The 16718-nt window shown below is 41.8% G+C and carries 8 protein-coding genes; 4 read left to right on the top strand and 4 right to left on the bottom strand.

Translation table 11 applies throughout. From position 1 onward, the window contains the following. Positions 1-281 precede the first annotated feature (281 nt). The gene (locus tag ACN222_RS17330) at positions 282-4859 is read right to left on the bottom strand and encodes an NACHT and WD40 repeat domain-containing protein (RefSeq protein ID WP_044521781.1); all 4578 of its coding nucleotides are present in this window, start codon (positions 4857-4859) and stop codon (positions 282-284) included. A 916-nt stretch (positions 4860-5775) separates the two neighbouring features. Here ACN222_RS17330 and ACN222_RS17325 point away from each other — a divergent pair. Continuing rightward, positions 5776-9135, top strand: coding sequence for a HEAT repeat domain-containing protein (locus ACN222_RS17325; RefSeq protein WP_010997615.1), 3360 nt, complete (start codon positions 5776-5778; stop codon positions 9133-9135). A gap of 157 nt (positions 9136-9292) precedes the next feature. On the opposite strand, the gene glmS is transcribed toward ACN222_RS17325, so the two are convergent. Both glmS and psaC read right to left on the bottom strand, forming a co-directional pair. Beyond that, entirely contained in the window at positions 9293-11194 is a 1902-nt protein-coding gene (glmS, locus tag ACN222_RS17320) for a glutamine--fructose-6-phosphate transaminase (isomerizing) (RefSeq protein WP_044521778.1), read from the bottom strand. A 294-nt stretch (positions 11195-11488) separates the two neighbouring features. Beyond that, positions 11489-11734: a photosystem I iron-sulfur center protein PsaC gene (gene psaC, locus ACN222_RS17315; protein WP_010997613.1), complete on the bottom strand. Its 246-nt coding sequence runs from the start codon at positions 11732-11734 to the stop codon at positions 11489-11491. A 395-nt stretch (positions 11735-12129) separates the two neighbouring features. Here psaC and ACN222_RS17310 point away from each other — a divergent pair, with 395 nt between their 5' ends. Then, positions 12130-12876: a DUF6683 family protein gene (locus ACN222_RS17310; RefSeq protein WP_044521776.1), complete on the top strand. Its 747-nt coding sequence runs from the start codon at positions 12130-12132 to the stop codon at positions 12874-12876. Positions 12877-13220: 344 nt separating this feature from the next. Beyond that, positions 13221-13589: a DUF6464 family protein gene (locus ACN222_RS17305; protein WP_010997611.1), complete on the top strand. Its 369-nt coding sequence runs from the start codon at positions 13221-13223 to the stop codon at positions 13587-13589. Here ACN222_RS17305 and fmt read toward each other — a convergent pair. Further along, positions 13572-14600, bottom strand: coding sequence for a methionyl-tRNA formyltransferase (gene fmt, locus ACN222_RS17300; RefSeq protein ID WP_010997610.1), 1029 nt, complete (start codon positions 14598-14600; stop codon positions 13572-13574). The genes ACN222_RS17305 and fmt overlap by 18 nt on opposite strands. An 841-nt stretch (positions 14601-15441) precedes the next feature. On the opposite strand from fmt, the gene ACN222_RS17295 reads away from it, so the two are divergent. After that, positions 15442-16716 (top strand): hypothetical protein, encoded by a 1275-nt coding sequence (locus ACN222_RS17295; RefSeq protein WP_010997609.1) that lies wholly within the window; start codon positions 15442-15444, stop codon positions 16714-16716. The last annotated feature ends 2 nt before the right edge of the window (positions 16717-16718 follow it).

Genomic DNA, 16718 nt, shown 5'->3' with positions numbered 1-16718 from the left:
ATTGGCAATTTGTTTACTCTTATTTTTACATTTTTTATTCCTCAACTGCGCCAAGTGCTTTGATGGTAGCGATTTCAGATGAGGTTAAACCCTTAACCCTTTAATATTCATACGTTCATATGGGCGATCTCTTTTACTATTCCAGTGTCAGGAAGGTGTGGGCGATTACCAAAATATCGCTGTCAGACTAGATTGTGAGGGTGGAACGAACATTCTACACTAGTGGTGTTTTTTTGGTCACGGATTAATTGATTTAGTTTATTTTTACATCATAAATTAATTTATATTTCCCTGTTTTCCACTGCGCCTAGTGTTTTGAGAGTAGCTTTCTCCACTTCTGTTAAACCTCTAACGGAAGTAATATTCATACCCTCATAAATTTTTTCACTTTTCAAAGTTTTTATACACTCACCCGTCTTAACATCCCAAAGCTTAATTGTCTCATCATCGCTACCGCTAGCAAGGATTAACCCATCTGAACTAAAAGCTACAGAACGTACCGAATTGATGTGTCCATGCAAAGTGTAGAGGCATTCTCCACTGCTAATATTCCATAGCCGCACTGTTTGGTCGTCACTACCACTGGCAAGTAATGTTCCATCTGGACTAAAGACAATGGAGCCTACCCAATTATTGTGACCCTGCAAGGTGTAGAGGCATTTCCCACTGCTGATACTCCATAGGCGCACTGTTTGGTCACCACTACCACTGGCAAGTATTGCTCCATCTGGACTAAAGATGACGGAACCTACCCAATTAGTATGTCCCAAGAAAGTATAAAGACATTCACCACTACTGATACTCCATAGCCGTACTGTCTGGTCGTCACTACCACTGGCAAGCATTGTTCCATCTGGACTGAAGGTAACAGAACTCACCCAACTGGTATGTCCCTGGAAGGTGTGAAGGCATTTGCTACTGCTAATCTCCCATAACCGCACTGTTTGGTCACCACTACCACTAGCAAGCATTGACCCATCTGGATTAAAGGCGACGGAATTTACCCAATTGGTGTGTCCCTGGAAGGTGTGAAGGCATTTGCTACTGCTGATATCCCATAGCCGCACTGTTTTATCAGAACTCCCACTAGCAAGCATTGACCCATCTGGATTAAAGACGACGGAATTTACCCAACTTGTGTGACCCTGGAAGGTGCAAAGGCATTTGCTACTGTTGATCTCCCATAGCCGCACTGTTTGGTCAGAACTGCCACTTGCAAGCGTTGATCCATCTGGATTGAAGACGACAGAATTTACCCAACTTGTGTGACCCTGCAAGATGTAAAGGCACTTGCTACTGCTGATATCCCATAGCCGCACTGTTTGGTCACCACTACCACTCGCAAGAGTCGCCCCATCTGGGCTGAAGGCGACGGCATTTACCCAATTAGTGTGACCTTGTAAGGTATAAAGGCATTTCTTACTGCTAATATCCCATAATCGCACTATTTGGTCAGAACTACCATTGGCAAGCGTCACCCCATTTGGACTGAAGACTAAAAAACGTACCCAACTGGTGTATCCCTGTAAAGTGTAAAGGCAGTTGCCACTGCTGATATCCCATAAGCGCACGATCTGGTCGTCACCACCACTGGCAAGCATCGCTCCATCTGGGCTAAATACTACTGAACGTACGCAACTAGTGTGTCCCTGCAAAGTGTAAAGGCAGTTGCCACTACTGATATCCCATAGCCGTACTGTCTGGTCGTCACTACCACTGGCAAGCATTGCTCCATCTGAACTAAATACTACGGAACGTACGCAACTGGTATGTCCCTGAAAAATGTAAAAGCATTGGCTACTGCTGATATCCCATAAACGTACTGTTTGGTCACCACTACCAGTAGCAAGCATTGACCCATCTAAATTGAAGGCCACAGAATATACCCAGCCAGTGTGACCTTGAAAGATATAAAGGCATTCACCACTGCTGATATCCCATAGTCGCACTGTCTGGTCAGAACTACCACTGGCCAGCATTAAACTATTTGGACTGAACACTACAGAACGTACTCTACTGGTGTGACCCTTAAATGTCTTAAGGCATTGACCACTGCTGATATCCCATAGCCGTACTGTCTGGTCGTCACTACCACTGGCAAGCATCTTTCCATCTTGACTAAAGCCAACAGAATTTACCCAACTGTTGTGTCCTTTACAAGTCAAAAGTTCTTTCCCAGTAGCCGCTTCCCAAAAGCGAACTATGCCCCCACTATCGCCCGTAGCAAAAAGTTTACCATCTGGACTAAATGCTACAGTCAAAACACTACCTAAGATTTTCGTAAAAACAGAATAAGCTAGATTCGCCTCTGTAAAATTAACACACCGCAAACTGGTATTAGTAAAATCCGCACCTATAATTACAGTATGAGAAAGGTCTCTCCCCTCTAATACCATCTTGTTCAACTTTACTAGCAACGTAGCTGCATTTCCGCCAACATAATTTACTTCATCCTCAGTTCTCCCTCGCGTTGCCTCAATAATTTTAATAAGAGGCTCGTTATCATCTAACATTGGCAACAACAGATCTATCACTGCTTTGGTAAGTTTTGCTTTACCAAAAGTTTCTCTCAACTTATCCAGAAATTCACTTTTAAATTGCCTTAGTGGTGCAATTACTTCTCTACAACCAGTAGAGTCTAACTGACGTGAAAAATAACCAGACCAAGTATAGTCAATAGATGCTGTACTACTATCCAAACCTGACTGTGCCTGACCTACTTCTGTAAAATCCCTAGCTAACGCTCCTAATTCTGCGGCAAATTTATACGCCACAAAAAACTCTAACAGCGACCTATGGGCAGGAGTGTAATCCCCGTCAGCATTACGGACAAGCATTGTCTGCGCCATCATGTCATAATGCCAGTGATCTAAATCTTTCTCTTCTTGCACAACAGAACCAAATAAGCGACGAATACGTTCTGGGAACAAGCGATAATTCAGACTCATTTGGTCAGTAGACAGCATCTCCCAAGATAGTTCGCATAAAAAGTACAATTTATCTGCCAAGGAATTAAAAGTACGTTCTGCTTTGATATCTCGTTCCATCTTGTGCCGCACTGCATACAGATAAACCCGTGACATATCAATAGGTTTACCGGCCTCAATATCTGGCAATGCTTCTAAGATTAAATCAGTCATCACAGGACGACGGGCTAAGTCTAATAACTGCGAATTACCCATGATTTGTTCAACTGTAGCTTCTTCAGCTTGGTATAACAAAACCTGCCGTATTTGTTCATCGTTGAATTTCTCCAGTTCCAAAACTTCAAATTGTGGTGTTTCCCCGGTTAGTTTGTTTGTAGAGGCTTGCAATTCTGCATTGAGTAAAGCACGTCCCTCTTTCGCTTCTGGGAAATGTTCAGTACGGCAGGTGAGGATAACTTTAGAACCAGGAACTACTACCTTTGCCAGTTCCCAAAAATTGTTAATCATCTGTTGGCGGTCAACTTTTGCTGCCATTTCGTCAAAACCATCGAAAATGAGCAGCAATTTACCCATCCGGTTGAGTTGGTCAAAAACTTCGCTATTTAAGCGGATATTGTGTTGAGTAAAGAAGAAACCCGCCAAAACATTTTCTACATTTAAAGCCTTGGCAAAGTCACGCAGGGTAATTACTAAAGGTAAACGGGGACGTTCAACACCACGTCTTTGAGCATCTTTGTAACGTTGGAGTGCTGTCCAAGCATAGTGAAAGACAAACCAAGTTTTACCTGTACCGAATTCTCCCAAAATAGAAATATGTTCTTTAGCAGGGTCATCCAGCCAAAGGTCGATGTAACCATCAATCCAACCGTCTTCTGCTTCATAACGGCTGATACCAATTCGCCTTTTAGTTACTGGATCAATTTCTTCTTTAGTACAAGCAAGGGGTACATATTTTTGATCAATCTTGCGGCGTTTGATTTCCGCTTCTAACCAATCAAGATAACCACTAAAGTCAGCATCTAAATCAATCAGTTCGTCAAATGTAAAGCAGTCAAGGTGACGATTTTCTTCTTTCTTGACTTCATCCCTGGCTGCGCGGGAAATGCGACGGGTACTTACTAACCAGCCTTCATCAGTTTTTTGTTGATTAACTGATTGACACAACGCCATAACATCACTCAGTCTCACTTCTCCCGCAACGCCACGTACAAGAATGCGGTCATAACTGCGGCGGACGGGAACGTTGATAATCCATTCAAAATATTCTTCTGCCCAGATTTCATATTTTTCTAGGCGGTAGCCCAAGGTTTCAAACCAACCTCGCATTTGTTGGGCTAAGGCGATCGCTCTACATTGATTTTCAGTGGCAGTTGGGGTTAATGCTGGATAATTCTGGGCTGCTAATCGTGCTATTTCTGTCCGAATTCCTTCCAGTGTAGGCAATCTCTCCAGTTGTTCTTGAATACCAGCAATCCTTTTATGCAAAGAACCAATCTGTTGATTCATCAAGACATCAGCAGGTGTGCGACTGCGTTTGGCGACTTCAATAAACACAGTCGCAAATGCAGCTACCTCTCTTCTCACGTCCAGTTCTAAGCTTCTGATTTCATCACCCAAAGTACAAGCATCAAGAAAAGTATCAACCTCAGACAGCAGAATTGAGGGGTTATTATGATCTAATGCTTTGCGAAAAGCCTGTTTAATTGCCTCTTGTCGAAATAATTCCAGAAATGCTTTTGGTTTGCCAACACCGTACTCGACTAAGGTGTAGGCGTAAACACCGCTAAAATCCGCAGGTGGATGCTCTGGATCAAGGTTAAATTGCTGGAGTAACTTAATTACTGTCTCACTACGCAGAATTTTTTCTTTAATCACAGGATTGGCAATGCTAGTAACTGCGCTGATAACTAGATCCAGGTTAATTAAGCTCATCACGACACCCCGAAAATACAGAGCTATCTTGCTAAATAATGCTTCAATACTATTACAAGGGATATCTGAGATATAAAAGTTTTCTTTTATACTTTCTCAAGCATTACCTGATTGTCGGTTTGAAGGTTTATGGGTAGCAATGGCGCAGAGCGCCCACTGTAGGTGGTGGCAGTCACAAAAATCTCCAATTTGTTGTATTAACGCCATTTGTAATAGGGTAGTAGAACCACGCGATCGCTAAAAATGAGAAAGTTGGCGATCACTTAAATTCAATTCTATTTTCTTCAATATTTCAAACACACATTGATTTACTTTTGTCAATCAATAGTCTTGATTAAAAATCTGAAAGTCAGGAAATTTTAATATTGTTCTGTTGGGTGTAAATTGGGTGTAGAAATTGTAAAAATAAGCTGAAACTGTTGTAAATAAAGGATTTTATATAGCCTTCCAAGCTATTAATGCGGGTTCGATTCCCGCCGCCCGCTTTCATCTTAAAACCCTTGTGAGTTGACCCTTGCAAGGGTTTTTTGTGTTTATAAGATACTTAATACAATGGTACCCATGTACCATATTTGAACAAAAAATTGGGTCTGTTTAGGGTAAATTTACCTAAAAATGTGGTTCAATTTTTCCCAAGTTATTGTGTTGTTACAATACTTTTTCGTTCCATATTTTACCTGCTAAGAATTTTGCTGATAATGATAATCAAAAATAGGGGAATGAGGCGAGTGTCTTGCCTCCTTCCCCTCCCCCACCGCATGATTATCATTTTTATTTAGATAAATTTGAGTATTTTAGCTCATTGACAAAATACACTTTAATCTAACCCCTCACGAGTGATTTAACTAATATGGTAGATATACTAGTATCATTAGTATCAATGTAGAATCTATACTTATTCATTTAAATCAATTATGTGGAGACCATCATAATGATTGGTGCAATGGTTGGTGCATGGGTAGGAGAATTAGTCACAGTAGAAGTTTCTAAAGCTTTGCTGAGTGGTGTTACGAGCAAACTTAACCCTAGTGATTTAGATAAGGCGATTAAAACTGCAACTATAGAAGCTTGTAAACAAGAAACCCGATTATTTTATTCTTGTCCACCAGACTTTATACCAAAATTTTTATGTAATTTTTTTAAAGAACAAGGATTGTCAGAGCTACAGAGGCCTTTAAAAAATGAAGGAAAGCCTGATTTAGATTATTTAGTTGAAGTTTTCAAAAAAGCGGCTTTAGCTGACTCAAAAATGAAAGAAATTAAAATTGAGTATGTTTATTCATGGATGGAGGTTTTTGTTACAACTTATTTTCAGAATACAGATAATTGTATAAGGTTTCAGATTGCCAAGGAAAACTATCTTCAGCAATTAGTCAATTGGTTTGATGATGTTAAGTTTGCTGGTATTGCTGTACCAGGACAAGAAGTAGAAAAATCGGAGAAGCTAGTAAATATTTTTGTATTACCAGAAGTGCAGGAGGATAACCACAAGGATATAAATAATCTCAACTCCAGCATCGAAACAGAGTTATTGTCATCCAATTTGAGCCAAAATCAGCAACAATTACTCTGGGAACAGAGACAGCGTGCTTTAAGAAACTCTTCTGGGAGAAAATTTTTAGCTTCCCAAATTTTAAGTCAAACCAACTGCCAAAAGTTTGTTCTTTTAGGTGCGCCCGGCTCTGGAAAAACTACTTTACTGAGTTATTTTGTGGTGATGTTAGCTCAGAAGCAGATTGAACAACTGAATATAACAGCATCAGACTATTTACCTATTATAATTCCTATACGAGATTTTGCTAGGCAAGCAAATATTAGCGTTATTGAATATGTTAAGCAATTTGTTGAAAAAAATCTATGTGTTAAAACCTTACCTGTAGGTTTTTTTGAATATTGGTTAGAAGATGGACACACTTTTATCTTTTTTGATGGATTGGATGAAATTGCTCAGGAAAATAAACGATATGATGTAGTGCGGAAAATTGAGAATTTTTTAGGACAATTTCCGAAAAATTGTGCAGTTATTACTTCTCGTCCTGCTGGCTATAAACGCGATTTTTTCAATACTCAAGAGTTTGCCCATTACGAGCTTTTATCTTTTGATGATGAGAAAATAGAAAAGTTTATTAACTGTTGGTATGACAGTCGTATTCAGGATAAGTCAGAGGCGGAGCGACGTAAAACAACTTTACGAGAAGCATTAAATAAAAATGAGCGTCTCAAATTACTAGCGCGTAACCCTTTGCTGTTGACTATTATTGCTCTGATTCATCGCTACCAGGCAGTTTTGCCTAAAGGTCGCCACAAACTTTATGAGAAAGCTGTAGAAACTCTCTTAACTTCTTGGGACGCTAATAAAGAAATTAGCGTTAACCATTTCTTGCAAGATATTGATATTGAAGATTTACTATTTTTGATGCGAAAATTAGCCTTTTGGATTCATGGAAAAGGTAGTACAGCAGATAAAGAAGGGGGAACACTAATTGCTTGTGAAGATTTGCTTGATCAATTAAAAAGAGAAATCAAATCTTTGAAGGAAATTGAACTTTATAAAGCAGAGGAAAAAGCAAAACGGTTTTTAAGTTTGATTCAGGAACGTACTGGACTACTTAATGAACAAGGTCAAGATTGCTATGCTTTTGTGCATAAAACCTTTCAGGAATATCTGTGTGCTGGAGAAATTAATTATCAAGCAGATGATCAAGACGATTTTGAGATTGTTTTAAATTATATTGATCAGCATCTCCATGACCCTCATTGGCGAGAGGTATTACTGCTATTAATTACTCAGCAAGCACCAAACAAAGCGGCTACAGCTATTAGAAGAGTTCTCAACAGGAATAGCGAATATGAAAAATGGCTTCATCGTGACTTATTATTTGCTGGGAATTGCCTTGCTGAAGATATCAAAAATTTAAAAACTGCCAAAGATTCTCCAGCTATAGAAATTTTACAAGATTTAGTAAATCTTGAAGTAAGCGATTCGTTGCAAGTTAGTTCTCAAATTAAATCACAAGTATTTCAAATTTTATGTAGCCTGAATGAAACGGCTTTTCAAACCCAAGCTTTGCAACTGTTAAAAGAGAGAGAGCCACAAATAGCTCAAGTAAGATTTCAAGAATATTGTGCTGCATTAGGAGAAAAAAAGGCGGCAGTTGATAGATTACTAGAACTCCTCAAACACTCAGAATCTAATGTGCGGTCTAGTGCCGCAGATGCGTTAGGTAACATAGGTACAGAAGCCGGAATTCCTGGCTTACTAGAATTCCTCAAAGACCCAGAATTTAATGTGTGGTTTAGTGCTACAAATGCGTTAGGTAACATAGGTACAGAAGCAGCAATTCCTGGCTTACTAGAACTCCTCAAACACTCAGAATCTAATGTGCGGTCTAGTGCCGCAGAAGCGTTAGGTAAAATAGGTGCAGAATCCGCAATCCCTGGCTTACTAGAACTCCTCAAACACTCAGAATCTAATGTGCGGTCTAGTGCCGCAGAAGCGTTAGGTAAAATAGGTGCAGAATCCGCAATCCCTGACTTACTAGAACTCTTTAAAGACTCAGAATCTATTGTGCGTTCTAGTGCTATAAATGCGTTAAGTAAAATAGGTGCAGAAATAGCAATTCCCGACTTACTAAAACTTCTCAAAGACTCAGAATCTGTTGTGCGTTCTAGTGCCGCAGAAGCGTTAGGTCAAATAGGTGCAGAAATAGCAATTCCTGACTTACTAAAACTTCTCAAAGACTCAGAATTTTATGTGCGTTTTAAAGCCGCAGTTGCGTTAGGTCAAATAGGTGCAGAAATAGCAATTCCTGACTTACTAAAACTTCTCAAAAACTCAAATTTTATTGTGCGTTTTGGAGCTGCAATTGCGTTAGGTGACATAGGTACAGCAGCCGCAATTCCTGACTTACTAAAACTTCTCAAAGACTCAGAATTTATTGTGCGTTCTAGTGCCGCAGTTGCGTTAGGTCAAATAGGTGCAGAAATAGCAATTCCCGACTTACTAAAACTTCTCAAAGACTCAGAATCTATTGTGCGTTCCAGTGCCGCAGTTGCGTTAGGTCAAATAGGTGCAGAAGCCACAATTCCTGACTTACTAAAACTTCTCAAAGACTCAGAATCTGAAGTGCGTTTTAGTGCCGCAGGTATGCTGAAGAAAATCGATGAAAAAACTCATAGTGTAGTCATTAATCTTCCTCGATGGATTAATGAAAACCAAGATTCTGAATATATTGGAAATGGGATAGATTTGCTATGGGAATTGATATGTGGTTAGACAACCTGACATTACCATCTGACAAATCAGTTCTGGCGAGATAGACACAGCATTACTTTAAGCGATGCCCAAAAAAAATTCTAGATGTGATATGGTAGTCACACCTAGAAATTATCTTATCTACTCTAGAAATATTTACTTAAATATTCGTATCAACCTATTCCACAGTCACTGATTTTGCTAAGTTCCGAGGCTGATCCACATCCAAACCGCGACGGGCGGCAATGTGATAAGCCAATAGTTGCAATGGTACTACTGTGAGGATCGGCGATAGTAATTCATCCACAGATGAAACAGGTAGTAAATCATTAAAGATTTCCGCCGCTTCGCCATCGTTGACTGGTGTCACCCCAATTAAGCGGGAATCTCTGGCTTTGGCTTCTTGGGAATTGGAAATCACTTTTTCATACACACTACCAGGATAGGCGATCGCCACTACCGGCACTTTGGCATCTAATAATGCAATGGGGCCGTGTTTCATTTCCCCGGCTGGATAACCTTCTGCGTGAATGTAGCTGATTTCTTTTAATTTCAATGCTCCTTCTAAAGCAATAGGGAAGTTAATTCCTCTGCCCAAAAAGATGAAGTCTTTGGTTTCTGCAAATTCATGGGCTAGATGTTCTGTTAGTTTTTCCTGACGTTCTAAGGTAGCTTCGATTTCCTTAGGTATCTGACGTAAACCTTGAATAATATCTGCGAGTTTATCTGGTGCTACTGTTTGGCGATGATAGGCTAAATCCAAAGCTAGAGCATAAAACGCCATCAGTTGGGCAACAAAGGTTTTGGTCGCTGCCACACCAATTTCAATTCCTGCCAGGGTATTAATAATATGGGGTACAAGATGACCAAGGCTGCTTTCTGGGCGATTGGTAATCCCCAAGAGTCGCGCTTGATATTTGGCTTCTTTGCCTTGGCGGCGTTCTTTCTCCATCGCTAAGGCGGCTAGGGTATCAGCAGTTTCCCCTGACTGAGTAACACCAATAATTAATGTATTCGCTGTTAATGGTGATGGGGCATAGCGATACTCAGAAGCATAATGTACCTGAGTGGAGATTCCTGCTAATTGTTCAAGTAAATACTTTCCTACCAATGCAGCGTGCCAACTCGTACCACAGGCGACAATATGAATTTGTTCTAAATCTGCATAGATTTCTTCAGATAAACCCAAATTAACTGGTGATGTAAAGGATTCATCAGTATTAGTATCGGGATTAAAGTATGCTTCTAAACTCGCTCTGACTACTCCTGGTTGCTCATAAATTTCCTTGAGCATGAAGTGTTTGAATCCCTGCTTCTCTACCATTGTGGGATTCAAGTTAAGCAGGCGGGGTTGTTTTTTCAGTCTGTCCCCAGCAAAGTTATAAATCTCCACTCCCAGGGGTGTCAGACGGGCAATTTCGCCATTCTCCAGGGGTAAGACTGCACGAGTATGGGAAACGATCGCTGGCGTGTCGGAGGCGCAAAAGAACTCCCCTTGCCCGAATCCTATCACCAGGGGCGCTTGCTGGCGGACAACAATCAATTCGTCAGGATAGTCAGCAGAGATAACAGCGATCGCAAATGCCCCTTGTAGGTGCTTAACAGCTTGGCGTATTGCTTCTAGGAAGGGGGAGGAAGAAGTAGGAAGCGGGGGGGAAGGGAGGTTTTTTAAAAATTCGGCTATAAGGTGAGGAATAACTTCTGTATCAGTTTCCGAACGAAACTCATGTCCTTTCTGTTTCAGTTCGTCGCGTAACTCGCGGTAATTTTCAATAATCCCATTCTGCACAACAGCGATTCGCATAGCTGTATCTAAATGGGGATGGGCGTTATACTCCTCTGGTTTGCCATGAGTTGCCCAACGTGTATGACCAATACCAATTTGAGATGGAGTAGCCAGTTGTTCTAGTTTAGAACGCAGGTTATGGAGTTTGCCCTTGGCTCGGACACAATTTACATCTCCTTCCCAAACCGTAGCTATACCTGCGGAATCGTAACCGCGATACTCTAGTTTTTCTAGCCCAGCCAACAAAATCTCGGTTGCTGCTTGAGTTCCGATATACCCAACGATGCCACACATTGCTCACACCACCCTTTTTTCAGGATAATTAAATCCAGTATAGTCATTTGTCAGTTGTTCGTTGTGAGTGGTCAGTGGTCAACAGTTATTACTATGGACTATTGACTACGAAAGAAAAAAAGGAGCAACCTGCTCCTTTAACCACTAGGTATTTTTATAAATTTCTCATGATGTTGTAGGATGGGCGATGGCTTACGGCGAGCGGAACGCCATTACTACCCACCCTACAAAGCTAAAGAGGCTTGCTATCGAGACACTTAATTGTGAGCAAAAAAGGAATCGGTAGTGAATTCCTTAGTAAGCTAGACCCATGCTGCGAGTGGTTTCTGCACCCAGGTAAACCCGAATGCTCAAGAAGTCAGTCGGGCAAGCTGTTTCACAACGCTTGCAGCCTACGCAGTCTTCTGTACGGGGTGAAGACGCAACTTGAGCAGCCTTACAGCCATCCCAAGGAACCATCTCCAAAACGTCAGTAGGGCAGGCGCGGACACATTGAGTGCAGCCAATGCAGGTATCGTAGATTTTTACGGTATGAGACATTGAAAAAACGGCTCCTTTCCAGTGTTCTTTTCTGTGAAAGAATCATAATCAAGGCATAGTTTACCGCAGTCGCTTATCCACCGTAAGTAAAAGGCTACATAACTTTAAACAATGTAATAGACACTTTTAAAAACTACGATTTGCGGAATTTCTCTCTTTCCTTATAAATCAGCTACATGACAGGAGCGTGTTTACCTCATTCACTAAACTATGCTCAATACTTGTTGTAAAGATATATGAAGCATAAGTCAGACTCAAAAAAGCGATTTGAGTTAGTTGTCTATGGTAGTTATTTGATGATTGCTATGGCTTGCCCAAGAAAACAACTTCATAACAAAATTTTAAATATTTATTGATGAGTGTTCACTGCTCACTGTTCACCGTTAGAAAAACCGATGAACCAATCAATCAAAGTCATCCTCATTACCGCCCTCGTCACTGCTGTCTCTGGTAGACCTGCTGTAGCGCAGTTTGGCGCACCCAGTAGCCTCAGCTTCAGCAACATGAACGCCTACCTCAGCGTTCAGAAAAATGCTGCACTGGTGCGTCAAGCTCAGTCAAATCTTAACAGCATCAACCGACGCAACAACAGCAGTCAGCGCGCCCAAGCCACCGCCCGCACCCAAGCCCAAACTGCCCCAAGAACCACCTTTCGACCAAGCTCGCAGCGCTTGCTGGTGACGCAATTCGCCCGCAGCTTGAGCAGTGACCCCACTATAGTAAGCCAGTCAACCAAAGCCTTCACAGAGGGCTTTAAAGCCTTCGAGGCAGAAGCCCGGCGTTTAGGCCGCCCCAACAACGTGGCGATGGCCTTCGCCTACTTGGTGGGGGTTTGCTACATGGTACACTACGGCGAAGAACCCACCGAAACCGCGCTGATGAACCTCCAAGCAAACAGCGACGCGGCCTTCGGTTCCTCGACGGCCTTCAAAGCACTGAACAACCAAGAGCGCCAAAAACTCTATGAGACCTTTGTACTGATGGCGACCCTGCCTTTGGCAGGTTACACGGTAGCAACCGAGCAGAACGACCAAGAGTTGCTCAATACCTACCGCAATATTGCCGGGGTAGCTCTTGAGACTGCCTTGGGGGTGCGACCAGATCGGTTACGGTTCACGGCAACGGGGTTGGAACTGCGCTGACATACTCCCACACTGATGCAAGCATACAAAGATGGTATTAATTTTGCGGCGATTGTCAGCGTGAGGCGACGATGCTCCGCCCCACCGTAGGCGATCGCTATAGTTAGTAGAGTGCGTCAGTATGAATAATTTCTTGTACAGTTAGGTTTTCTCCCACTGACGTACCCTATATTCTCTTTCGATATTTTGGATATTGTTTATCTGGAAGTCCCTAAGCGGGAGGCGATCGCTACGGACAGATTTTTCAATAATAGAGTGAGTTATTAATTATAGTCGAAGTCGGATCAGCAAAGGTAGGCTGCTGCGATACTATTTTTATAATGTAAACCACATCACATAAACTTATGGAGCCAGATTCTTTACCAACCGAGGTGATTCTGACGCATCCACGTCGCTCCCTCGGTAAAGTCCAACTTGACTGGACACCCCAACCCGGAAACTATCTCGATTTTGAAGGCAACACCTACGCAGTTCTAGAACGCCGCCATAGATATCAACTTAAATCGGGGCGTTATCGTTTGCATAATATAGCTCTTTACGTCCAGTCTGCCCAAAGACCATCAGAAAAAACTTTAGTAGCAGGGCGTTGGGTAGTAGGTGATGCCACCTGTAGATTTAATGCCCACTCAGAAATCATTCGCTGTGCAGTCAATCCCCACGGCCCTTGCGAGTCCTGCCGTTATTATGAAACCTCACTAGCTGCCATTTCCTAACACTTCCCCCACCGTCAGCCGCGTACCATTAACAAAATCCCAGCCCGACTGGGGGCGTTTGCCAGGTAGCTGAACCTCTCGTAAAAGTAAAAGTCCTTCGCCAGTTTGAGCGATCGCACCAACTCCCTTGGTTATGCTGACTACTTCTCCTGGGCTACCCGATATCTGTGATAAATCAGGCAATTTTTGCAACATTTTCTGTAATTCTGGTGGTAGTTCCTCACGGTAAGCAGCACCAAGGGGAAAGGAGGCTGTAATCTTCAGAGGTTGGTTACGGAAGGTAGTTATACAATTTGGGTAAAATCCTCTAATTTGATTGTGCAGTTGCAGCGCACTCCTTGACCAATCTAAACCATAATCTTGCTTTTGAATTAAAGAAGCATAAGTCGCAGCAGCATTATCTTGCGGGATTGGTTGAATCTCCTTTTGCTGTAGCTTGTGTAAGGTTTCTATTAATAAATCTCCACCAATCACAGATAGTTTCTGGGCTACATCATCAGCATTATCGAGCAAGCCTATGGGTGTGGTTGCTTTCAGTAGCATTGCCCCAGTATCCATACCGACATCCATTAACATTGTCGTGATCCCCGTTTCTGTTTCCCCGTTATACAAACACCATTGAATAGGTGCAGCACCTCGGTACTGGGGCAAAATCGACCCATGTACGTTCACGGAACCCAATTTCGGTATATTAAGGATTTTTTGTGGCAAAATTTGCCCATAGGCCACCACAACAAAGGCATCTACGTCTAATTCCTTAAGTCTATTCAAAGTTTCAGTATCTTTTTTTATCCTTTCCGGTTGCCATACTGGTAAATCATGAGCGATGTTCTCCCACTGACTGTAGGACATCGCCACATTTTTTACAGGCGAAGGTGTTAATTTATTCCCACGTTCCCGACGTTTATCCGGTTGAGTAATAACGGCTAAAACATCAAATTCAGGGTTAATTAGCAATTTTTCTAAAGTAGGAACAGCAAATTCAGGTGTACCAAAAAATACAATTTTCATTAGTTATTAATCAGTGGTCAGTTGCCAGTGGTCAGTTGCCAGTATATCTTTTCCCTTCGCTCCCCTACTTCTTGTCCTCACCACTTCTCATTACCCAATATGCACTTTTTATTGGCAACGAATAATTGAATATACGGTGGCAAAACTAAGATTTTCTTGGTAAACTTGTGACTAAGTTAACCAGCATCTAGATGGCTAATAACTGTCTGTGGAGCTAGTGACTTTAATTATTTAGCTACGTCTACCAAGCAAATTTCTGTGGCTATTTTCTCAGCTATTTAGCTAAGATTGTAGCGAAGTTACTCAAAAACCCAATATTAATTTCTACCTAAGGGTAGATGATAATGTGGTTTTTCGGGTAATATATCTTGTGCGTCAGCTTTCCCAATTTTCAAAGTAACGCCTCACTTAAACCATTATCAGGGTCTGTACTGTTGTAGCTGAATATCAACAGAGTAATTTTTTATGCTTCGCTGTTAATCACGCTAACCGGACAGTCCAGCTATCGTTTATGTTTTGGGCTATCAGAAATCTGTGGCTCAGATTATCCCTTCAATGCTCTTTGTTTGAAGAGTAGAAAATCCCTATTTTAAGTAATAAATCGGCAGTAAATCTGCTGATGTTTTTTGTTGGCATTTTTCAGTAATAACCGATACTTTGAATTACAAGGTGTAAAGAATGAAACTGTACTTTTGTAAAAATCTGCAAATTTAAAAAAATAATCTCATTTAATCTAGTTAAATCCTTGAGTTTGTTGTTATACCTGTAATCAACAGCCTGCTTCCTTAGTCGAATAAACTTGCGCCTCATACAGCAACCGCCCCTCTGGAGAGTCCCACCCATGCTTAAACCCCTCTTGCTGTCAGGATGGTTCCGCGTGCAACCATTTCTTAATTATGTTGTTGTTATCATGTTAATTGCTCCCTTAGTGGCAGCATCAGGTCATTCTAGTTCAGCAAAGCCATCGAAAGCGATCGCTAAAATCAGTACGGAAACAGAGACACCTGACGCTGTACCAAAGGAAGCGGCTGTTATTAGTGAACAAAATTTGGCGGAAGTCTTAACAGCAAGTCAAGTCAACTCCAGAATGGGAGAACTTGCAGGTTTTCCACAGGAACTAGTGGTTGACGAGAAACCACAAATATTACCAGCCGACAACCTAGAGTCTCTAGTAGCGAAAAAATACTCGCATACAAACAAACTCCTAGCAGCAGTTGAACTCGCACCAACGACAGAGTTACCTGTGAGTGAAAAATCAGATGTTCAACTTCTCAAACAAAAAGACCAAGCGATTTTGAATGCAGTGTCTGAAGCTCATTCATTAGTTGCGAGTCAAGCTGCATCCAGCCTGAAACCATCAACACCAACCTCCACCCCAGATATATCTTTTGAGGAACCCCAAGAGGGAGCAGAGGCACAAGCAGATCCCATTGGTAGCCCTCATCCAATTCCTTGGCAATGGATTTTGTCAACTCAAGAAGCTATGGGTTCTAGAGGTGGTTCGGGAGTGCGTTACTACCGCAGTGTGCCTGTAGTTTCTCCTGATGGCAAGTATGCTGTTTATAGTCGAGTACAAATTGAAGTTAAACCCGAAATGCACAACACTAAAGTGAATAGTGTTTTGTTTGTAGAAGATAGACAAACAAAGAAATTACGGGTGATGGCTGCCACTACTATTACCAATGATCCTTTATTAGCTACACAGCAAGTATCAGCAGAACCAGCTGACAACGATGGCAAAATAGGGGTTTTAGTGCCTGTGAGTTGGTCAGAAAAAAGCGATCGCTTTTTAGCACGCAAGTTTGAAGGTATATTCAACACCGGGGATTCGACAGATCAAGCTGTAATTTGGGATCTGCAAAAGAATCAAACTAATACAGTTGCTCCCGCTCAAGAGGTAAATGAGCATGAAAAAATTGCTGTGTTATTAGGCTGGAGTAAAAACGACCCAGATCATGTAATCTTCCGTGCTGGCGAAATGGGTGAGGAAGAATGGCCTTTAGTCAAAGTTGCTATTGACGGTAAAACAGCAGCCACAACGGATGCAGACCAGCCAATTACTTATGGTGATAAGCTGACACAAGTCTGGGCAGGGCCACAGGTTGCTTCCCGCTAGTG

The organism is Anabaena sp. FACHB-595, from assembly GCF_048568275.1.
In the GTDB taxonomy this organism is placed as follows: Bacteria; Cyanobacteriota; Cyanobacteriia; order Cyanobacteriales; family Nostocaceae; genus Trichormus.
The sequence above is the reverse complement of the archived record's forward strand: the minus strand, read 5'-3'. Positions and strand labels throughout refer to the sequence as shown.